15 protein-coding genes and 1 pseudogene are annotated in these 19,207 nt (G+C 72.0%); 4 read left to right on the top strand and 12 right to left on the bottom strand.

The genetic code is table 11. From position 1 onward, the window contains the following. Positions 1 to 3: 3 nt before the first annotated feature. The 4 genes from AB8Z75_RS10935 to thiI all read right to left on the bottom strand — a co-directional run bounded on the left by AB8Z75_RS10935 (position 4) and on the right by thiI (position 5,789). Positions 4 to 126: a SapB/AmfS family lanthipeptide gene (locus AB8Z75_RS10935; protein WP_114014651.1), complete on the bottom strand. Its 123-nt coding sequence runs from the start codon at positions 124 to 126 to the stop codon at positions 4 to 6. A 37-nt stretch (positions 127 to 163) separates the two neighbouring features. Then, a complete protein-coding gene (gene lanKC, locus AB8Z75_RS10930) occupies positions 164 to 3,040 on the bottom strand; it encodes a class III lanthionine synthetase LanKC (RefSeq protein ID WP_369201264.1) in 2,877 nt (958 codons plus the stop codon). A 182-nt stretch (positions 3,041 to 3,222) separates the two neighbouring features. Then, positions 3,223 to 4,305 carry an enoyl-CoA hydratase/isomerase family protein gene (locus AB8Z75_RS10925; RefSeq protein WP_369201263.1) on the bottom strand — a complete coding sequence of 361 codons (1,083 nt, stop codon included), beginning with the start codon at positions 4,303 to 4,305 and terminating at the stop codon, positions 3,223 to 3,225. 230 nt (positions 4,306 to 4,535) lie between these two features. Beyond that, positions 4,536 to 5,789 (bottom strand): tRNA uracil 4-sulfurtransferase ThiI, encoded by a 1,254-nt coding sequence (gene thiI, locus AB8Z75_RS10920; protein ID WP_369201275.1) that lies wholly within the window; start codon positions 5,787 to 5,789, stop codon positions 4,536 to 4,538. A 405-nt stretch (positions 5,790 to 6,194) separates the two neighbouring features. On the opposite strand from thiI, the gene AB8Z75_RS10915 reads away from it, so the two are divergent. After that, positions 6,195 to 7,031 carry an MOSC domain-containing protein gene (locus AB8Z75_RS10915; RefSeq protein WP_369201262.1) on the top strand — a complete coding sequence of 279 codons (837 nt, stop codon included), beginning with the start codon at positions 6,195 to 6,197 and terminating at the stop codon, positions 7,029 to 7,031. A 17-nt stretch (positions 7,032 to 7,048) separates the two neighbouring features. Here the strand turns inward: AB8Z75_RS10915 and AB8Z75_RS10910 are convergent. Next, a pseudogene (locus tag AB8Z75_RS10910) lies at positions 7,049 to 7,522 on the bottom strand (SRPBCC family protein); the annotation flags it as partial. A gap of 70 nt (positions 7,523 to 7,592) precedes the next feature. Between AB8Z75_RS10910 and AB8Z75_RS10905 the strand changes: the two are divergent. The 3 genes from AB8Z75_RS10905 to AB8Z75_RS10895 all read left to right on the top strand — a co-directional run bounded on the left by AB8Z75_RS10905 (position 7,593) and on the right by AB8Z75_RS10895 (position 12,040). Then, positions 7,593 to 8,207 carry a TetR/AcrR family transcriptional regulator gene (locus tag AB8Z75_RS10905; protein ID WP_369201261.1) on the top strand — a complete coding sequence of 205 codons (615 nt, stop codon included), beginning with the start codon at positions 7,593 to 7,595 and terminating at the stop codon, positions 8,205 to 8,207. Positions 8,208 to 8,517: 310 nt separating this feature from the next. Next, entirely contained in the window at positions 8,518 to 9,813 is a 1,296-nt protein-coding gene (locus tag AB8Z75_RS10900) for an acetyl-CoA carboxylase biotin carboxylase subunit family protein (RefSeq protein ID WP_369201274.1), read from the top strand. 181 nt (positions 9,814 to 9,994) lie between these two features. Then, entirely contained in the window at positions 9,995 to 12,040 is a 2,046-nt protein-coding gene (locus AB8Z75_RS10895) for a CocE/NonD family hydrolase (protein WP_369201260.1), read from the top strand. Positions 12,041 to 12,131: 91 nt separating this feature from the next. Here AB8Z75_RS10895 and AB8Z75_RS10890 read toward each other — a convergent pair whose 3' ends face one another. The 7 genes from AB8Z75_RS10890 to AB8Z75_RS10860 form a co-directional block, all read right to left on the bottom strand. Then, positions 12,132 to 12,512 carry an SMI1/KNR4 family protein gene (locus tag AB8Z75_RS10890; RefSeq protein ID WP_369201258.1) on the bottom strand — a complete coding sequence of 127 codons (381 nt, stop codon included), beginning with the start codon at positions 12,510 to 12,512 and terminating at the stop codon, positions 12,132 to 12,134. Between the two features lie 355 nt (positions 12,513 to 12,867). Then, complete coding sequence (locus AB8Z75_RS10885) at positions 12,868 to 13,599, bottom strand: dienelactone hydrolase family protein (RefSeq protein ID WP_369201257.1); 732 nt, start codon at positions 13,597 to 13,599, stop codon at positions 12,868 to 12,870. 298 nt (positions 13,600 to 13,897) lie between these two features. After that, complete coding sequence (locus tag AB8Z75_RS10880) at positions 13,898 to 14,887, bottom strand: zinc-dependent alcohol dehydrogenase family protein (RefSeq protein WP_369201256.1); 990 nt, start codon at positions 14,885 to 14,887, stop codon at positions 13,898 to 13,900. Further along, positions 14,884 to 15,768 (bottom strand): carbohydrate ABC transporter permease, encoded by an 885-nt coding sequence (locus AB8Z75_RS10875; protein WP_369201255.1) that lies wholly within the window; start codon positions 15,766 to 15,768, stop codon positions 14,884 to 14,886. Before AB8Z75_RS10875 ends, AB8Z75_RS10880 begins: the two co-directional genes overlap by 4 nt. After that, entirely contained in the window at positions 15,765 to 16,739 is a 975-nt protein-coding gene (locus AB8Z75_RS10870; RefSeq protein WP_369201254.1) for a carbohydrate ABC transporter permease, read from the bottom strand. Before AB8Z75_RS10870 ends, AB8Z75_RS10875 begins: the two co-directional genes overlap by 4 nt. Next, positions 16,736 to 18,130, bottom strand: coding sequence for a sugar ABC transporter substrate-binding protein (locus AB8Z75_RS10865; protein WP_369201253.1), 1,395 nt, complete (start codon positions 18,128 to 18,130; stop codon positions 16,736 to 16,738). Before AB8Z75_RS10865 ends, AB8Z75_RS10870 begins: the two co-directional genes overlap by 4 nt. Positions 18,131 to 18,232: 102 nt before the next feature. Beyond that, complete coding sequence (locus tag AB8Z75_RS10860) at positions 18,233 to 18,994, bottom strand: DeoR/GlpR family DNA-binding transcription regulator (protein ID WP_369201252.1); 762 nt, start codon at positions 18,992 to 18,994, stop codon at positions 18,233 to 18,235. Positions 18,995 to 19,207 lie beyond the last annotated feature (213 nt).

Raw genomic sequence — 19,207 nt, 5'->3', positions numbered from 1 at the left:
CGGTCACAGGCACAGGAGCGTGCTGTGGGAGCTGTGCTTGTCGCACAGGAGGAGGCTCGCGCTGCTGTCGTCGCCGCCGCCGGTCCGCTCCTCGGGCTCCAGCGTCTGCAGGTCGAGAAGTGCCATCGTGGTGTTTCCTTCCCACTCGGGTGATCGGTGTGTGTTACAGGGACGGTGGTGCTTCGGTACGGCCTTCGTCCCCAAGGCCGGTCTGAGGGCCGCCGCCGGGCGCATGCACGCCGTCGGCCAGCGGGAGGGGCGCACCTGTGAGGGGCGCGTCCGTGAGGGGCGGGAGGAACGGCAGGCTCGGCGGCGTCTGTCCGCCGCGGACGGCCGCGGCGGCACCGACCGCGAGTAGACAGCCCGCCGTGCCGGTCGCCAGGTCCATCGACAGCCGCATCATCTGGTCGCCGGGGAAGGCGAGTCCGCCCGCGTACGCCATGCCGTACCAGCCGAGCCCGGCGAGCTGGGCCGTGCGGTCGCCGTCGGTGACACCGGGGGTGGCGGTCCTGCTGAGGTGCAGCAGCATGCCCGCGCGCCCTTGGAAGAGCCCCGGTTGTGCGTAGTACCTCATCCGGGCGGCCGGCAGGATGCCCGTGCGGGCCCGCTCGAACGCGGTGTGGCCGGGGCGGTGGCGGAGGAAGTCGTCGAGCACCATCGCGATGCCCACGCTGCCCGCGCCCAGATACGGCATGGTGCGGCTTCCCTCGTCCACCTGCCAGGTCCCTGCGCTGTCCTGCACACAGCGCGCCAGGTCCCGGGCGAGCGCCCGCTCCGCCAGGTCGAGCAGCGCGGGCTCCCGGTGCCGCTCGTACAGCCGGAGGAAGAGCAGCGCCGCGCCGGTCGAACCGTGCAGCAGCCCGGCTCTGTCGGCTCCTGGACGGTCGTCGTCCGGCTCGTCCAGCCGTTGGGCGAGCAGCCGCGCGGCCTCGGTGGCGGCGGTGTGCAGGCCCTCCTCACCGGTCTGCTCGGCGAGTCGGCCGAAAGCCAGACCCAGGCCGGCGAGACCGCCGAACAGGGAGCTGCCCAGCCGCTGCCACTTCTCCTCCAGCACCCGGTCGGTCAGTTCCAGCGCGCGCTTGGCGTGTCCGGAGCGTGCCAGGACGAGTGCCACGCCCGGCAGCCCGTCGTAGAGGCCCAGCGGAGTGCCGCGCGGCGGGGGATCGGTGTGCCGCAGCAGCCACTCCTCGCCCTCGGGCCAGCGGCCGGCTCCCGTCTCGGCGAGCGCGTGCAGCACCCCGGCCGCGCCGTACGCCAGCCCCAGGCCGCCGCCGTCGCCGAACTGGGCGATGTCTCCCGGGATCAGGCGGTCGTCGCGCGTGGGGGTGGCGGAGGCGAGTACGGCCTTGACCATGGCCTCGCGCGCGGCGTGCCACTCGCCGGGGCCCCCGGGCGAGCCGACGGCCGGGACGAGAGCCGATACGGACGCCGGGAGGCGGGAGGCGCCCTCGCCCTCGGCGGCGCTGCCCGTACGGGCGTCTCCCTCCGTACGGGTGCCGCTCCGTGTGCGTGAGGTGCGTGAGGTGCGTGGGGTGCCTGAGCTGTCCTCCCCGGTACGCGAGCCGGCTCCCTCGATGGTGGCGACGGCCTGGGCCAGGAAGTCCTCGGGGATGCCGGGGAACTGCTCGGCGGCGATCCGCGCCAGGTGTCCGGCCTTGCCCCGGTCGACCGCCAGCAGCGTCGTCATGGGCAGGAACAGGGCGAGCGCGAGACAGGCCAGGGCGTAGCGGTCGATGTCGTAGCCGCTGCGGTCGGCGGGGGCGATGAAGCCGGGGTGGGCGACGATCTGCCGTGGATCGTCCTCCGCGCGCGCCGCCGCCTCGAAGTCCAGCAGCCGCACCGTCTGTTCGTCGGGCGCCAGCATGATGTTGAACATGTGCAGGTCGTTGAAGACGATGCCCCGGGCGTGTACCGCCTCGACAGCCTCCACGACCAGCCGGTGGACGCGCAGCGCCCACGCGGTGTGGCGGGAGACGGCCTCCGGATCGGGGTCGGCGCTCAGCAACGGGTGCCGCCTGGCGAAGAAGGAGTTGAGGGGCTGCCCCGCTATCTCCTCCATCACCAGGAACCGGTGCCCGTCCACCTCCAGCCAGTCCCGCAGGGCCGGCACCACCGGCAGCCCGGCGAGCTGGTCGAGAGCCGTCTTCTCGCGCTCCAGTCGCGCGACCGCGTCGGCGCCGTCGGCGGCGAGCCCGGCGTGCGGCCTGGCCTCCTTGAGGACGACCCGGCTGCCGTCGCGGATGTCGGTGCCGCCGTAGACGCCGCCACCGTTGGAGAAGTGCAGCGCCTTGTCGATGCGGTACGGCAGTTCCGCGACGGTCGCCGAGGCACGGGCCGCCAGCGCGGGACGGAGAAACGCGGGCAGCTCCACCCCGTCCGGCACCCGGAACGCCGGGTCCTTGCGGTCGGGCACCAGGTTGCCGTGCGCGTCCTCCACCGCGGGAACGAGCCGGCCGTGCGGATCGACGCAGAAGCGGGGGGCGAATCCGCCGTAGCGTACGTACAACGGGCCCTGGCGCCAGCGCAGGTCGGTGAGAATATAGGGCCCAGGACTGCCGTGCAGTTTCTCGCCCAACTCCCGCACCACCATTTCGAGCTGGGTTTCGTCGGCGGGATAGATGGTGGCGAATTTTCCGCTCGTGCCGCGCCCGGCGTATTTCGCGTTGCGCAGATAGAGTAGGGTGCGGTGCGGAACGCATTTGAAGGGAATGCCCCGGGGGACGCAGTAGTCCCAGACGGCTTCGCCGATCGCGTTCGCGTTCCGCAGGGTGGCCGACGCGTGGATCTTCCAGCCCTGGAGGGGGAACTCGCCGGTCAGTGGCCGCAGCTCCAGCCAGTCGCCCGACCGAGTGCTGCGCCAGCCCGCGGGTACGGGGCGGCGGGAAACGGCGAACTCGCCCGGGTCCTCGGCGGCTTCCCCCTCGCGGGACGCGGAATCCGACACGGAATCCGACTCGCGGGACGCGGAATCCGACAAGCGTTCTGGCGTGTCATAGAAATACCGGTCTGCGAGACAGAATATCTCGTACCGCTTGTCCATCGTTCCCCTCCCCTGGGAAGCACGGGTCAAGCGTGCAGCACGGGGGAGGGAAAGGGGTAGTCAGTTCTGTCATGAATGCGACGTGAGGAACGCACGGGTAACCACGCACAATTCCCCACGGAAGCCGTCAGTTTCCGACGCCGAGCCCTGGGTCACCGACCCCCGGATCACCGAGCCTCGGATCACCGAGCGCCGGGATCACCGAGCCCCAGGTCGCCACCCGGTGCCGGGGCGAAGTGGCGGGCGACCTCCGCCTCGCCGACCTCTTCCAGCGTGCCGGGCGACCAGCGCGGCCTGCGGTCCTTGTCGATGATCTGGGCCCGCACCCCCTCGGTCAGGTCGGGCGAGGACAGCGCCGCCACGGAGGTGCGGTACTCCTGGTCGAGCGCCTCCTCCAGCGAGGACAGCGAGCGGGCGCGGCGCAGCGCGGCGAGAGTGACCCGCAACGAGGTGGGCGACTTGCCCTCGATGGCCACGGCGGCCTCCTTCGCGGCCGGCGCGCCGCTGTTGCGCAGGCGCCGCAGGATCTCCGCCACGTCGTCCGCGCGATAGCAGGGATCGATCCACGCCCGGTGCTCCGCCAGAGCCGCCTCGGGCGCGGGCTCCGCGTACTCCTCCACTGCCCGGGCAGGCGTGGTGTCCGCGAGCGCCGCGGTGAAAGAGGCCAGCCGGTCGGCGGGCACGAAGTGATCGGCGAGCCCGCACAGCAGCGCGTCGCCCGCACCCACCGCGCCGGCGGTCAACGCCAGGTGCGTGCCCAGCTCGCCCGGCGCCCGCGACAGCAGCCAGGTCCCGCCCACGTCCGGCACGAACCCGATGGTCGTCTCCGGCATGGCGACCTTCGCCCGCTCCGTGACGACCCGCACCCCGCCGTGCGCCGAGAGGCCCACCCCGCCGCCCATGACCACGCCGTCCATGAGGGCGACGTACGGCTTGGGGTAGCGGGCGATACGGGCGTTGAGCCGGTACTCCTCTGCCCAGAACCGCGCCGAGTCGGCGCCGCCGCCGCGGCGTACGTCGTCGTGGATCTCCCGGATGTCCGCGCCCGCGCACAGCCCGCGCTCACCCGCTCCGCCGAGGACGACGGCCGCCACCTCGGCGTCGTGCTCCCAGGCGTCGAGTGCCTCGGCGATGCGCCGGATCATCTCCAGGTTGAGGGAGTTGAGCGCGCGCGGCCGGTTGAGCAGCAGACGCCCCACGCGGCCGTCCTTGCGGACGAGGACGGGCGGTTCGCTCTCGCGGACGGACGGTTCGGTCCCGGGCATGGACGCAGGGCTCCTTCGCACGTGACGACGGTGGACGCTCTCGCGGGCCACCGTACGTGGCGTGCCGCGGCGGTGCCGTCGCCCCCTCTCCACAGGGGTGCGGCGCGGCGCACCGGGCTCCCCGAAGGGGCGCGCCCGGCCCCGCCTAGGTCGGCGCCGGGGCGCTACCGTGGCGGCTCCTGGTCCGAACCTGCCCGGATGCGCACACGAGTGACCAGCAAAGAGACGTTTTACACTTCGGAACCGAGGGGGCCTCGGCCGTCGTACCCGGCCGACGCCCGACGGCCGCTGCTGTCGACCGCCGGAACGCAGGGCGAGCCCGTGCCCGGCTCCAGGGACCAGGCGCCCGCAAGGAGCTCCTCGACCAACTCGTCCAGTTCCAGGCGGCGCTCCACCCGCTGCAGATCCGTCACCCTGGCGTGCGTGCTGACCTGACGAGGGGCGAGCAGCGCGCAGCAGTCCTCGTCGGGCAGTACGGAGACGTCGGCGGTGCCCAGAGCGCGCGCCTCGTCGATGATCTCCTGCTTCTCCCAGCCCAGCAGCGGACGCAGCAGCGGCAACGACGCCGCCTCGTCCACGGCCGCCAGATTCGCCACCGTCTGGCTGGCCACCTGCCCCAGGCTGTCGCCCGTCACCAGCGCGTCGGCACCCAGCCGCTGCCCGAGAGCGCTCGCCGTGCGCGCCATCAGCCTGCGCTGCGCCACCACCTGGAACCGTCCCGCGCCCGCGACCGCGAGCTGCTTCTGCGCCCTGCCCAGCGGCACCACCCACAGCGTGCGCCCCGGCTGGAACCGGTTGAGCTCCCGCGCGAGCGCGTAGGCCTTGTACACCGAGGCGGCGTCCGTGTACGGGGCGCCGGTGAAGTGCACGTAGTCGCAGGCCAGTCCGCGCCGCATGGCACGGTAGGCGGCGACGGGGGAGTCGTAGCCGCCGGACAGCAGGGCCAGCGCCCGGCCGCTGGAGCCCACCGGCAGGCCCCCCTGCCCCCGCAGCCGGGTCCAGGACAGGTAGCTGCCCTTCCGGTCCACCTCCACGGTCAGCTCCACGTCGGGGGACGAGAGATCCACCCGCGCTCCCGTCTCCCGGCACACCCGTTCCCCGACGGTCGCCGCGAGCACCGAGGACGTGAGGGGAAAGGACTTGTCCCGCCGCTTCGCGCGCACCGCGAAGCTGATCTGCCCGCTGCCGCCGCTCCGCTCCTGCCAGACCCGGCGCAGTGCCTCCACGGCGTGGTGGCCGATGGTCTCGACGGTGCTGCCCACCCGCACCGCCGGCTGCACGAGGTTGAAGCCGATCACGCGGCGCACGCACGCCACGAGCGTGTCCAGTTCGGGCTCGCCGCCCACCATCGTGACGCTGCGGCCCCTCTCCACCCACGTCGCGCCGGGCAACTGACGCAGCGCGTGCCGCAGGTTGTGGTGCAGCAGTTCCTCGAAGCGTGCGCGGTTGCGGCCACGGAGAAAGACCTCACCGTGCTTGAGCAGGACGCACTCCGCCGCGCCGGTGTCCGGCGCCGCGCGCTCGTGCGCCGCTGCTCCGGCGGGCGCGCGCTGGGGCACGGACGTGGTCCGGGTCGCGCCCGCGTCGTCGTGCGGATGTCCCTCGGGGGCGGGACGGGGCCCATGGATCGTCACGGAACTTCCCTCCTGCCCGACAGGCTATGCGACCCCGCTGCCACGCCCCACCGCTCCCTCGTCCCGCTTGGGAGGGGCGGGGCGCCGAGCGGCAGGTGTGCGGCCCCTGGTGCGGCGGGCAGGGGTGAGGAGGACCACTCTCACCGCCTCGCGGAGGCTGACTAGGGTCTTCCGAGGTGCGCACGCGCCGGTGGAACGGGCCCCGCCCGGCGGCCCGTCGGCGCCGCGCTCCATCCGTCACCGAAGGGACATCGCATGGCCGAGGTCGTCGAGCTGGTCACTTACCCCGTCAAAGGGTGCGCCGCCGTTCCGCTGCGGGAGGCCGCCCTCGAACCCGCCGGCATCGCCGACGACCGCGGCTTCCTGGTGACCACCTCGCAGGGGGTGGGCCGCACCCAGCGCCGCGACCCCGGGCTCGCCCTCGTCAGGCCGGAGGTGACCCGCGTCCCGGCGGGGGAGCGGCTGACGTTGCGGGCGCCGGGAACCGAGGCCCTGCACGTCGAGGTGGACCTTTCGGGACCGCGCCGGGAGGTGGACATGCTCGGCCGGCCGCTGCGCGGCATCGACCAGGGCGACGAGGCCGCCGCGTGGCTCTCGGACGTCCTCGGCTCGGCCAGCCGGCTGGTACGGGTGCCGCCGGAGAACGGCCGGGTCACCGACGGGCTGACGCCCGGCACCTCGCGGTACGCGGACAGTTGCGCCGTCCACCTCCTCTCCCGCGCGACCCTGGACCACCTCAACAAGCGGCTCGCCGACCGGGGCGCCGAACCGCTGCCGATGTCCCGCTTCCGCCCCAACATCGTGATCGACGACTGGGACGCGGAACCGCACGCCGAGGACAGGGCACGGCGGCTGCGGATCGGCGGGGCCGAACTCGGCTACGCGAAGCTGGCCATCCGCTGCGCCGTCACCCTCGTCGAGCAGGACTCGGCGGCCAGGCGCGGACCCGAGCCGCTGCGTACCCTCGCCACCTACCGCCGCGCTGCCGAGGGCGGCGTCGCGTTCGGCACCAAGTGCGCTGTGCTGCGTCCCGGCACGCTCGCGGTCGGTGACCCGGTGGAGGTGACGGACTGGGGCGCGTCCGAGCTGTAGCGCCCGCCGCGCCCCGCGAGCGCGCGCAGCGCCCGTACGTACGGGCTGTGCCGCGCGGGCCGCGCCACCGTGCCGGCGCAGGCCAACTCGGCCCGGTCCAGCGCGTCCTCCAGGCAGGCGTCGTGCAGCGGGCGCCACACCAGTGGCCAGGTGAGGCGGGCGGGCCCGCCCGCCGTCATGGCGAGCGTGTGACGCAGCAGGGTGCGCCGCTCGTCGACGGCGAAGGCCGCGAACTCGTGGAAGCCGTCGAAGCCGCGTGGCCCGATGAACGTGAAGCGCACCCAGGTCGCGGGGACGTGGGCGGCGACGGTGTAGCGGACCGGGCCGTGCCCGCCGGCCGCGCCCTCGGCCAGCGGCCCGTCGAAGCGCATCGCGGGCCACGCGCCATGCGGCCACAGCCGGTCGTCCTCGCAGGACAGCGAGTCCAGCAGCGCGCCCACCTCGCCGCGGGTCGCGGGCAGCAGCCGCTCGTGCACGTTGCAGACCTGCATGGTGTCCTCCGTTGCCTTCGCGCGGGTTCTAGAGAGGAGTCTCCAATACGGTCAGGCTACGCTGCCGCACATGGCCAGGCCACCCCGTTTCGACTCCGACCGACTGCTCGACGCCGCCGTCCGCCTGGCCGCCACCGCAGGGCCCGGCGGCGTCACCATGACCGCCGTCGCCCGGGAGGCCGGAGCGCCCAGCGGCTCCCTCTACCACCGCTTCCCCGGCCGCACCGCGCTGCTGGCCGAGCTGTGGCTGCGCACGGTGGAACGGTTCCAGGACGGCTTCCGGCGGTACCTGTCGGACCAGCCCCTCGCCACAGCGGACGCGGCGCGCGCGGCGGGCCGCGCCGCCGCACGGCACGTCGTCGCCTGGAGCCGCGCCCACCCGGACCAGGCAGCCCTCCTCGGCTACGGGCCCGACGACTTCGATCGCGCGCACTGGTCCGAGGAACACCGCCTGCGCGCTGACCGGGGCAACGCGCAGGTCTTCGCCGAGGTCGGCGCGCTCGCCGAGCGGCTCGGCGCCCACGGCGCGGAGGCCACCGAGCGCCTCACCCTCGCCCTGATCGACCTCCCCCTCTCCGTCGTGCGCCGCCATCTGCGCGGGAGCGGCGCCCTTCCCGGCTACGCCGAGTCCCTCGTCGAGGACTGCGCCGCAGCTCTCCTCGCCACGGTGTCCGAGCGGCGCTGACCCGGGGGCCGCAGACCTACCGCGCTCTGTCCGTACGGCTGACACCTCCGCCCTCGCACGGCAGGTTTTTCCCTCCGCCGCCGGGCAACCCGCCCCGGGCCGACGGGGTCGGGCCAGCGGCCCCCGCGGTCCCGGGACACCCCGGGGCGCTACCGGAACAGCGATGTGGAGAGAACCCGTGCCCCCAGCCAAGAACAGCACGCGTGGCCAGGTCGAGCACGAGACGGCCCCACAGCAGCGGACCTCCGCGCCCGCGCGGACGGTCCGGCAGGAGCCGGCAGCAGACGTCGCGAACGTCTTCGTGCTCGGTATGGACGACACCAACCGCGCCACACTCGAGGCGGTCCCGGGAGCGGAGCACTACCGCTTCCACCCGCTGCTGAGCCCCGAGGAACTCCAGGAGGACGAGGTCTCGGTGCCCGGCCTGCTGGAGCGGGCCCGCGGCGTCCTCGACTCCTTCGACGGGAGCGTCGACGCCATCGTCGGCTACTGGGACTTCCCCGTCTCCACCATGATCCCGCTACTGGCCGAGCGGTACGGCACGCGCAGCACAGGCCTGGAGTCGGTGGTCAAGTGCGAACACAAGTACTGGAGCAGGCTGGAGCAGCAGAAGGCCATCGACGAGATACCCCGCTTCGGCCGGGTCGACATGGAGGCAGCCGAGCCCGAGCCGCCCGAGGGCGTCCGCTTCCCCATGTGGGTCAAGCCGGCCCTGGCCTACTCCTCGGAGCTGGCCTACGGGGTCGAGAACATCGAGGAGTTCCGCGAGGCCGTCGCGAAGATCAGGGAGGGCATCGCCCGGGTCGGCAGGCCGTTCGAGTACGTCCTCGACCAGATCGAGCTGCCCGAGGAGATGGCCGGAGTGGGCGGCATGGTCTGCCTGGCCGAGGAGACACTCACCGGGCTCCAGGTCGCCGTCGAGGGATACGTCCACCAGGGCGCCGTCACCGTCTACGGGGTGCTGGACTCCATCACCTACCCCGACTCCTCGTCCTTCCTGCGCCACCAGTACCCCAGCAGCCTCCCGCCGCAGGTACAGGAGCGGCTGACCGGGGTCTCCGAGCGGGTCATCCGGCAGATCGGCATGGACGCGGCCACCTTCAGCATCGAGTTCTTCTACGACCCCGGCACGGACGAGATCAGGCTGCTGGAGATCAACCCGCGGCACTCCCAGTCGCACGCCGAGCTGTTCGACTTCGTCGACGGGGTGCCCAACCACCACTGCATGGTCGCCCTCGCCCTCGGCCGCGATCCGGCTCTCCCGTACCGCGCGGGCCCGTACCAGTGCGCCGCGAAGTGGTACCACCGCTGGTTCACCGACGGCGTGGCCCGCAGCGTGCCCACCGCGCGGGAGATCGCCCGGGTGGAGGAGGAGATCCCGGGGGTCGTCATCGACGTCGTCCCCGAGCAGGGACAACACCTGGCGAACCTGTCCCAGCAGGACAGCTACAGCTACGAGCTCGCGCACGTCTTCACGGCGGGAGCGGACGACGACGAACTGCGTGAGAAGTACGACCGCAGCATCGCGGCCCTCGGCCTGCACGGCGCACCACCGGGGCGCGAGGCCGACGACGCCGCCGACGTCCACGACGCCGCACAGGCGTGACGACCAGCGAGCCGGAGGCAAGGGGCCATTCGGCCGCAGCCGGCGGCACCGGTCGGCCCGTCGGGAAGGCATGAGAACGGCCGGCTGCAGCCGCGAGTCCGCCGGGCGGCGCCCGCGCGTCCGGCGGACAGCGGCCACCGATCCGGCCGACCGCACCACGGGAAGGAGGCGGACCGCGCCCATGCGCACCGTGCACAATCTGCCGTACGAGACGAAGGAAGAGACCACGAGCGTGCCGCTCCCCGACGGCACCCGGCTCTCCGCGCGCATCTGGCGCCCCGTCTGCACGGACCAGGAGCCCCTGCCGGCCGTCCTGGAGTACATCCCCTACCGCCAGCGCGATCTGACGGCCGTACGGGACTCGATCCACCACCCCTACCTCGCCGGGCACGGCTACGTCTGCGTCCGCGTCGACCTGCGCGGCACCGGCGACTCCGACGGGGTGCTGGAGGACGAGTACCTGGAGCAGGAGCAGCAGGACGCACTCGACATCCTGCAGTGGCTCACCGAACAGCCCTGGTGCGACGGCAACACCGGAATGATGGGGATCTCCTGGGGCGCCTTCGCCGCGCTCCAGGTCGCCGCGCGGCAGCCGGAGAGCCTGCGGGCGATCGTCATCGCCTCCTTCACCGACGACCGGTACGCCGACGACATGCACTACATGGGCGGCGCACTGCTGTCGGACAACCTGGCCGAGGCGGGCACCATGTTCGCCTACGCCACCTGTCCCCCCGACCCGGCCGTGGTCGGTGACCGCTGGCGCGCGATGTGGCACGAGAGGCTGGAGGGGACCGAGCCGTGGGTGCTGGAGTGGCTGCGCCACCAGCGGCGTGACGACTACTGGCGGCACGCCTCCGTCTGCGAGGACTACCAGGCGGTGCGCTGCCCCGTCCTCGCCTCCAGCGGCTGGGCCGACGGCTACTCCAACGCCGTCACCCGGCTGCTCGCCCACCTGGACGTGCCGCGCCGCGGACTGATCGGCCCCTGGTCGCACAAGTTTCCGCACCTGGGCGAGCCGGGCCCGGCCATCGGCTACCTCCAGGAGGTGGTCCGCTGGTGGGACCACTGGCTCAAGGGAGCCGACAACGGCGTCATGGACGGCCCCATGCTCAGCGCCTGGATGCAGGACAGCGTGCCCCCTTCCACCGCGTACGAGGAGCGGCCCGGCAGGTGGGTGATCGAGCCCGAGTGGCCCTCGCCGCAGGTCAACGAGGTGGTCCACCCGCTGGCGCAGTACCGTATCTGCCCGCCGGGGGAGCCGGCCGCCGAGCGGGCCGCCGAGCGCGGACCCGGCGAGGCGCTGACGGTGCGCTCACCGCTGTCGGTCGGCCAGTTCGCCGGCAAGTGGGCCTCCTACAACGCGCCGCCCGACCTGCCCTACGACCAGCGGGAGGAGGACGGCGGGTCGCTGGTCTTCGAGACGGACCCGCTTACCGAACGCGTGGAGATCCTCGGATCCCCCAGCGTCGAGCTGGACTTGGCGGTCAGTGAGCCGGTCGCCCAGGTCGCGGCACGGCTGTCCGACGTCGCGCCCGACGGCAGCGCCACCCGCGTCACCTACGGCGTGCTCAACCTCAGCCACCGCGAGGGCACGGGCACGCCGGAACCGCCCGAGCCCGGTGCGCGCTGCCGCGCCACCGTGCGGCTCAACGGGGTGGCGCAGGCCTTCCCTCCCGGGCACCGCATCCGGCTGTCGCTGTCCACCTCGTACTGGCCGCTGGCCTGGCCGCCGCCCCGGCCCGTGCTGCTGAGCGTCCACCAGGACTCCAGCAGTCTCACGCTGCCGGTACGCAGCCCCCGCGCCGACGGGGAGGCCCCGCGTGACCTGTTCGGCGAGCCCGAGGGCGCCGCGCCGCTGACGACCACGACGCTCACCCCGCCGGAGGAGCGCTGGGACGTCAAGCGCGACCTGATCAACTACCACCACGAGCTGGAGATCGTGAAGGACCGCGGCTTCGAGCACCTGGACCACATCGGGCTGGACGTCGGCCGGCGCGCCTACGAGCGGTACACGGCGGTGGCCGACGACTTCACCTCCGTCGGTGGCGAGTCGACGTGGACCATGACGTTCCGGCGCGACGGATGGGAGGCCAAGACGGTCACCCGCACCGTACTGACCTGCACCGAGCGGGACTTCCACGTGCACGCGACGCTGGACGCCTACGTGTCGGGGGACCGCGTCTTCTCCCGCACCTGGAACGAGACGGTGCCCCGGGACTGCCTCTGAGCAGCCGGCTCCGCAAGTCCATCGGGGTTGACGAGACGGCTGGTTGCGTGGCCCGTGGTACTCAGATGCGAAGACCGCTGAGAGGATGCGATCAGTAGGAGCGCACTGCTTCCCGCACCATGGTGGCGAAGTCGTGGTAGGGCTCGGGGTCGCCACCGTCACCGGGCCACCACACGTACGCGGTCCACTCGCCGTTTTCCCCGACGCTGTCGGCGTGCAGCAGCCAGTAGCAGCCGCTGCCGCCGTTGTCGTCGCCGATCAGCAGGCACCGCTTGAGTATGGCGAGCCGGCCTGCGAAGGAGTCGATGTCCGACCACGCTGCCATGAGGTCGGCGTCCAGGTCAGCCAGCCAGCCGATGTCCCTGACCTGGAACAGGTCGACGGGCCCGATGTCTTCCCAGCCGTCACTGACCTGGAGGAAATTCCGGTACGAGAGAGGAAGCCTCACTCCGAGCCGCTCCTCGACGGCCACGACCGCGTCCTCGCCCGCCGGTTCGGCGCCGGCCCACCCGGCCTCCAGCCGCTTCTTGCTGATGACCTGGCGATGGTCCTCGATGGCCTCGCGGACCTCGTCCGAGTTGATGTGCCTGGCGTTGTAGTCGCTGAGGAACGCGCGCCATTCCGCGACCGTCAGGGGGCGAAGGGGTCGTCATAACTGAACTCCGATGATGAGTACGGTGGGTCTCGGACAGCCTCACACGACCCACTGACAAGCGAGGCGTGTGCTGACTCGCGGCGACCCGGCCCTCGAAACCGCAAAGCCGCCGCCTGCTGCCGACGAATCCCTGACTCGGATCGCCAGGAGGCGAACGGTGACCGATACGGCATCAGCCGAGGTGCCGGGAGAAGAACCTCAGTGTGCTGTCCAGTTCGCATGCCGGGATCTCCCCGTGCTTGCCGGGGTTGGCGTGCAGCGTCTTCTCGGCCGAGGCCAAGGCGTCGAACAGCGCCATGCTCTGGGCTCGCGGCACGCGCTCGTCGTCCCACTGCACCAGGAACTCCACCGGAGCGGTGATCGCCGCGGCAGCCTCGGTCAAGGCCAGTGCTCCGCCCAAGCCCAGTACCGCCGCGCGGACGCGGGGTTCGGCAGCGACGAACGGAACGCCGAGTCCGCACCCCAGCGAGACCCCCCAGTAGCCCACCGCACCAGTGCCGACGTGGCCGAGCTGCTGGACCGCGTCCAGGGCCGCCCGCCATTCCGGCACGGTCTGGCGGGCCACGCGCGCCTGGAAACCGGCGATCAACGGAGCCGGCTCTTCACCGGCCTCGATGCGCGCCTGGTTCTCGGTCACGATCCGGTCGTACTCCTCGACCTTCGGCCGGTCGCCGTGGGCGGGCGCGTCGAGGGCCACGACCGCGAAACCGAGCTCCGTCACGAAGCGGCGGGCACGGGCCAGGATGCCGGGGGCCTTCTTGTGCTGCCCGCCGCCGTGCCCCATCAAGACGAGTGGACGAGCGTCGACGGCGCCTTCCGGCGTCCACAGCACGTCGGGAATCTCACCGAGAGCAAAGAGCTGTTCGCGGACGCCGTCGGTGGACGTCTCAGAGAGGAAGTGCATAGCGTTGCAAGCCTTTCGGGATGCCTCTGCGGGCACTCCCTAGGCCATGCAGGGGAGGGAGGCCCGACCTGTCGCAGCGTTGATCGGTCTCACCTCCTCGGTTCGCAGCAGTGCACGGCGGTAGGAACATAGCACGTAGGACTTCCCCTGGGGCCCGGGCAAGCGAGCAGAGAGGCGAACCTCGCCTGACGCGGCACCAGGGCAGCAGGCCCTGGCAGCGCGCCGCCGCCGCCGGACCACCGGTCCGGCGGCGCGCCCCGGGGCGCCGGGGGGAAGGGGACGCCCCGGGGCGCGGAGGTCAGGGCACCACGACGATCTTGCGGCCCTTGCCCTCCGCGAACCGGCCCAGCGCCTCGGGGTAGGAGGCCAGCGGGAGCCGGTCCGAGATGAACACCTCCGGGTCGAGGATGCCGCCCGCGAACAGCTCGGCGGCCCGCTCGTAGCTGTGCAGCACCGCCATCGATCCGGTGATGGTGATCTCCTGGTTGTAGATGCGGTACGGGTCGATGGTGGCCCGCGTCGCGTAGTCGGCGACCCCGAACTGGAGGAAGGTGCCCGCCTTGGCCACGCGGCCGAGGCCGTCCTGGATGGCGGCGGCGTTGCCCGTGGCGTCCACCACCAGGTCCCAGCCGCCGGGGCGGTCCAGCTCCTCGGCGGTGGCCGCGGCGCCGCTGCACCCCAGGGAGCGCGCCGTGGCCAGGCGCTCGGGGTTGAGGTCGAGCACCTCGACGCTGGCGGCCCCGGTGCGCTTGGCCAGCTCCAGCATCATCAGGCCCATCGTGCCCGAACCGTAGATCAGCACGTGCGAACCCAGCTGGCTCTTGAGCACGTCGTAGCCGCGCACCGCGCACGACAGCGGCTCGATCAGGGCCGCGTCCTGGGTGCGCACGTGCTCGGGCAGCGGCACGCAGTTGGCCACCGGAGCCACGGCGTACTCGGCGGCGCCGCCCGCGCGGCTCACTCCGATCGCCGCCCAGCGCTCGCACATGTTGTTGTGCCCGGTGCGGCAGTAGCGGCACTCGTAGCAGTACAGGGAGGGGTCGACGGCCACCCGGGTTCCCTCGGACAGCTCGGTCACCTCGCTGCCGAGCGCCACGACCTCCCCGGCGAACTCGTGCCCGGGGATCACGGGCAGGGTTGGGGCGAACTCCCCCTGGAGGATGTGCAGGTCCGTGCCGCACAGCCCGCAAGCGGCCACCTTCACCACCACCTCGCGGGGTCCTGGTGTGGGGTCGGGAACCTCCGTCAGAGAGACCTTCCCCACGGACTCGACGAGAGCGGCCTTCATTTCACGGCTCCTAGCGACAGGCCCTGGACCAGCTTGTCCTGGGCGGCGAACCCCGCGGCGAGCACCGGCAGGGAGATCACGAGCGACGCGGCGCACACCTTGGCCAGGAACAGGCCCTGGCTGGTGATGAAACCGGTCAGGAAGACGGGCGCCGTCTGCGCGACGACCCCCGTCAGTACCCGCGCGAAGAGCATCTCGTTCCAGGAGAAGATGAAGCAGATCAGCGCGGTGGCGGCGATCCCGGGCACGGCGACGGGCGCGACGACCCGCGCCAGGATGGTGGGCAGCCGGGCGCCGTCGAGCTGCGCCGCCTCGATCAGCGCGACCGGCACCTCCGCCAGGAAGGACTGCATCATCCACACCGCGATCGGCAGGTTCATCGAGGTGTAGAGGATGACCAGCAGCCAGATGTTGTCGAGGAAGCCGGTGTTCTTGGCGAACAGGTAGATCGGCAGCAGGCCGGCGACCACCGGGAGCATCTTCGTGGACAGGAAGAAGAACAGCACGTCTGTCCACTTGCGCACCGGCCGGATGGACAGCGCGTAGGCGGCGGGCAGCGCCAGCAGGAGCACGAACAGGGTCGAGACCACCGAGGCGGTCAGCGAGTTGGCCAGCGCCGGCCAGGGCCCCGACTGCCAGGCCCCGCCGAAGAACTCGCGGTACCCGTCCAGCGTCAGCGGGGCGGCCAGGGACGGCGGGTTGGTGGCCGCGTCCGACTCCGAGTGGAAGGAGGTGAGCACCATCCACGCGATCGGCAGGAAGAAGGCCAGCCCGCACACCCAGGCCAGCAGGCCCAGCAGCGCGTTTCTGCGCCGTACCGTGCTCGGCGCGGTGACCGCGCGTGCCTTTCTCTGGTCGGCGGCGGTGACGCTCGCGCTCATGACCGGGCCTCCTCACGGAAGAGGGACGAGACCACCCGCAGCGCGAGGGTGGCGATGATCAGGGAGCCGAGCACCACCAGGACCCCGGCCGCGGACGCCAGTCCGTACTCGTGGCCCTGGTAGAAGGTCTGGTAGATGGTGTACGGCAGGTTGGCGGTTCCCAGCCCGCCGGAGGTGATGGTGAAGACGGCGTCGAAGTTCTGCACGATGTAGATCGACCCCAGCAGCGCACCCAGCTCCAGGTAGCGGCGCAGGTGCGGCAGCGTCAGATAGCGGAAGATCTGCCAGGCGCTCGCCCCGTCGATGCGGGCCGCCTCCAGGGAGTCGGCCGGGCGGCTCTGCAGCCCGGCGAGCAGGATGAGCATCATGAACGGCGTCCACTGCCAGATCAGCGACACTTCCACCGCGCCGAGCGGCATCTCGGCCACCCAGTCGGGCTGCGGCCCGTCATCCCCGAACACCCAGGTCAGCATGCCGTTGAGCAGTCCGTACTCCGGGTTGTAGAGGACGTGCTTCCACAGCAGCGCCGCCGCCACGGGAACCAGCAGGAACGGCGCGATCAGCAGGGTGCGCACCAGGCCGCGGCCCTTGAAGGTGCGGTCGAGCAGCAGCGCCAGCCCGAGTCCGAGCACCAGACTGGCCAGTACGACGACGGCGGTCAGGATGGCGGTCGTGATCACGGACTCGCGCAGCGCCGCGTCGCCGAGCACCTCCCCGTAGTTCTCGAAGCCGCCGAACCGGCGGGCCTCCGGGTACAGGGCGTTCCAGTCGAAGAACGAGACCACCAGCGTGGCCACGAACGGCAACTGGGTGACGACGATCATGAACACCAGTGCGGGCAGCAGCGGAGCCCTGGTCACCCAGGCGCGCAGCTTGTTCGGCGGCCCCTGCGGCTTCGTGGCGGGCTTGCCGGCCGCTGCCGGGCGCTCGTTGCGCGCTCCGGGTGCCGGAGCGGTCGTCGGCGTGCTCATCGGCCCCGCCCCTCGTAGTCCTCGGAGATCTCCTCGGCCAGCGCCTGGGACTTGCGCAGGGCGGTCTCGACGGACTGGCGGCCCGCGATGGCGGCGCTGATCTCCTGCGAGACCTTGGTGCCCAGGTCCGCGAACTCGGGGATGTCCACGAACTGGATGCCGATGGTCGGCCGCGGCTGCACACCCGGGTCGCGGGGCTCGGCGCCCGCGATGGCCCGGCGGGTGACCTCACCGAAGGCGCCCGCCTCCTTCTTGTACTCGGGCAGCTTGTACGTCGAGGCCCGCTTGCCCGCCGGCACGTTGGCCCAGCCGAACTCCTCGCCGACCAGCCGCTCGTACTCCTTGCCCGACGCCCAGGAGATGAACTTCCAGGCCTTGTCCGGGTTGCGGCTCGCCTTTTGGATGCCCCACGCCCAGCTGTAGAGCCAGCCGGAGCTCTCCGTCTTGAGCGTCGGCGCGGGCACATACCCGATCTTGCCCTTGACCTTGGACTTCGACCCCTCCAGGGAGCCGGCACCGGCTGTGGCGTCGTACCACATGGCGGTCTTGCCCTGCGTCATGTTGTTCAGGCACTCGGCGTAACCGGCCTGGGCGGCCCCGGACTCTCCGTGCTCGCGCACCAGATCGACATAGAACTTCGTCGCCTTCTTGAACGCGGGGTCGTCCAGCCGCGCGTTCCAGTCTTTGTCGAACCACGTGCCGCCGAAGGTGTTGACGACCGTCGTCAGCGGCGCGATCAACTCGCCCCAGCCCGGCAGCCCGCGCAGGCATATGCCCTTCATGCCGCGCTGCGCCCCGTCCACCTCGGCCGCGAGCTCGGCGACCTGCGGCCAGGTCGGCTCCTTCGGCATCGTCAACCCCTCTTCGGCGAAGACGTCCTTGCGATACATCAGGAAGGACGACTCCCCGTAGAAGGGCTGGGCGTAGACCTTGCCGTCCTCGCCGCTGAGCGACTCCCGCACCGGAGGCAGGATGTCCTGCTGGTCGAACGACTTGTCCTCGCGGGTGTACTGGTCCAGCGGCTGCAGCCACTCGTTCTTCGCGAAGATCGGGGTCTCGTAGTTGCTGACGGTGGCCACGTCGTACTGGCCCGCCTGGTTGGCGAAGTCCTGGCTGATCTTGTCGCGGACGTCGTTCTCCGGCAGCACCGTGAAGTTGACCTTGATGCCGGTCTCCTTCGTGAAGTGATCCGCGGTCAGCTTCCGCAACTCCAGCATCTGCGGGTTGTTCACCATCAGGACGTTGATCGTGTCACCCCCCTGCCCCAGCGCTCCGGCCCCGGCACAGGCAGGCAGCGTGAGCAGCACGCCCGCCGTGGCGGTCGCGGCCACCACCCGGGCACGGCGTGGTCGATGGGGTGTCCGGCTGAGCTGTCTGCTCCGACGGCGCATGGAAACTCCTGGCGAATCGGCATGTATACGGCGCCGACGGGCGTACGAGGACGACCGCCGGTCCGGGACGGGGGCGGGGATGGAGCGCTCGGGTGGGGCAGGTCAGACTCTGATGACCTGCGGCCCCTGCAAGGCGTAGCGGTGTGCTTCTTGTGCGGGCAGCCCGGTGGAGGTGACGAGCGCCTCGAAGTCGCCCACCTGGGCGAAGCGGCAGAAACTCACGGCGCCGAACTTGGTGTGCAGCCCGGCGAAGACCCGGCGCCGTGCCGCCCGCACCGCCTGCGCCTTCACCTCGCTGACCGCCGGGTCGGGTGTGGTCAGCCCGTGCTCGCGGGAGATGCCGTTGGCGCCGACGAACGCCAGGTCGATGACGAATCCGGCCAGCATCTTCGTCGTCCAGTGCTCGACGGTGGCCAGCGTGCCGCCCCGCACCCGCCCGCCCAGCAGCAGCACGGTGAAGTCACCGGCGGTCGCCAGCACGTTGGCCACCGGCAGCGAGGCCGTCACCACCGTCAACGGCCGGTCCGTCGGCAGCGCCTCGGCGATGAGCTGGGGAGTGAACCCCTCGTCCACGAAGACCGTCTCCGCGTCCCCGAGCAGTTCGACGGCGGCCGAGGCGATCCGCCGCTTCTCCGGCACGTGCATGGTGGTGCGGAAGGCCAGCGTCGTCTCGAAGCCGGCGCTCTCCACCGGATAGGCGCCGCCGTGCGTACGGCGCAGCAGGCCGTGCTGCTCCAGAACGCGCAGGTCGCGGCGGACCGTCTCCTTGGCCACGCCGAGATCGTCGGCGAGCTGTGTCACCTCGACGGAGCCCAGTCGTCGTGCCGTACCGACGATCTGCCGCTGCCGCTCCGCCGCGCTCATGGCTCCGTCGCTCCCGTTCGTCCTGTCCCGGCCGGTCCCCGCGGGCTCCGTTCGGGCACCGGGCTGCCCGTTCCTGCCCGTGTGCAGAGTTGTACCGGCCGTGGGCGGGGCACCACCAGCCCTCCGGTCGGGCAGATCGTGCCCGCTTGCGCCCGTCTCCCGCCGCCCTCCACGGCGGGCCGCTCCAGGCCCGAGCGACTCCCGCGCCCTTTC

The sequence above is a fragment of the Streptomyces sp. PU-14G genome, assembly GCF_041028275.1.
GTDB lineage: Bacteria > Actinomycetota > Actinomycetes > Streptomycetales > Streptomycetaceae > Streptomyces.
Note: the sequence above shows the minus strand (reverse complement) of the source record. Positions and strands in the feature narration are given on the sequence as shown.

Coding starts and splice junctions, on each gene's coding strand:
- AB8Z75_RS10935 (WP_114014651.1), bottom strand. CDS start 126: ATGGCACTTCTCGACCTGCAGACGCTGGAGCCCGAGGAGCGGACCGGC.
- lanKC (WP_369201264.1), bottom strand. CDS start 3,040: ATGGACAAGCGGTACGAGATATTCTGTCTCGCAGACCGGTATTTCTAT.
- AB8Z75_RS10925 (WP_369201263.1), bottom strand. CDS start 4,305: ATGCCCGGGACCGAACCGTCCGTCCGCGAGAGCGAACCGCCCGTCCTC.
- AB8Z75_RS10915 (WP_369201262.1), top strand. CDS start 6,195: ATGGCCGAGGTCGTCGAGCTGGTCACTTACCCCGTCAAAGGGTGCGCC.
- AB8Z75_RS10905 (WP_369201261.1), top strand. CDS start 7,593: ATGGCCAGGCCACCCCGTTTCGACTCCGACCGACTGCTCGACGCCGCC.
- AB8Z75_RS10900 (WP_369201274.1), top strand. CDS start 8,518: ATGGACGACACCAACCGCGCCACACTCGAGGCGGTCCCGGGAGCGGAG.
- AB8Z75_RS10895 (WP_369201260.1), top strand. CDS start 9,995: ATGCGCACCGTGCACAATCTGCCGTACGAGACGAAGGAAGAGACCACG.
- AB8Z75_RS10885 (WP_369201257.1), bottom strand. CDS start 13,599: ATGCACTTCCTCTCTGAGACGTCCACCGACGGCGTCCGCGAACAGCTC.
- AB8Z75_RS10880 (WP_369201256.1), bottom strand. CDS start 14,887: ATGAAGGCCGCTCTCGTCGAGTCCGTGGGGAAGGTCTCTCTGACGGAG.
- AB8Z75_RS10875 (WP_369201255.1), bottom strand. CDS start 15,768: ATGAGCGCGAGCGTCACCGCCGCCGACCAGAGAAAGGCACGCGCGGTC.
- AB8Z75_RS10870 (WP_369201254.1), bottom strand. CDS start 16,739: ATGAGCACGCCGACGACCGCTCCGGCACCCGGAGCGCGCAACGAGCGC.
- AB8Z75_RS10865 (WP_369201253.1), bottom strand. CDS start 18,130: ATGCGCCGTCGGAGCAGACAGCTCAGCCGGACACCCCATCGACCACGC.
- AB8Z75_RS10860 (WP_369201252.1), bottom strand. CDS start 18,994: ATGAGCGCGGCGGAGCGGCAGCGGCAGATCGTCGGTACGGCACGACGA.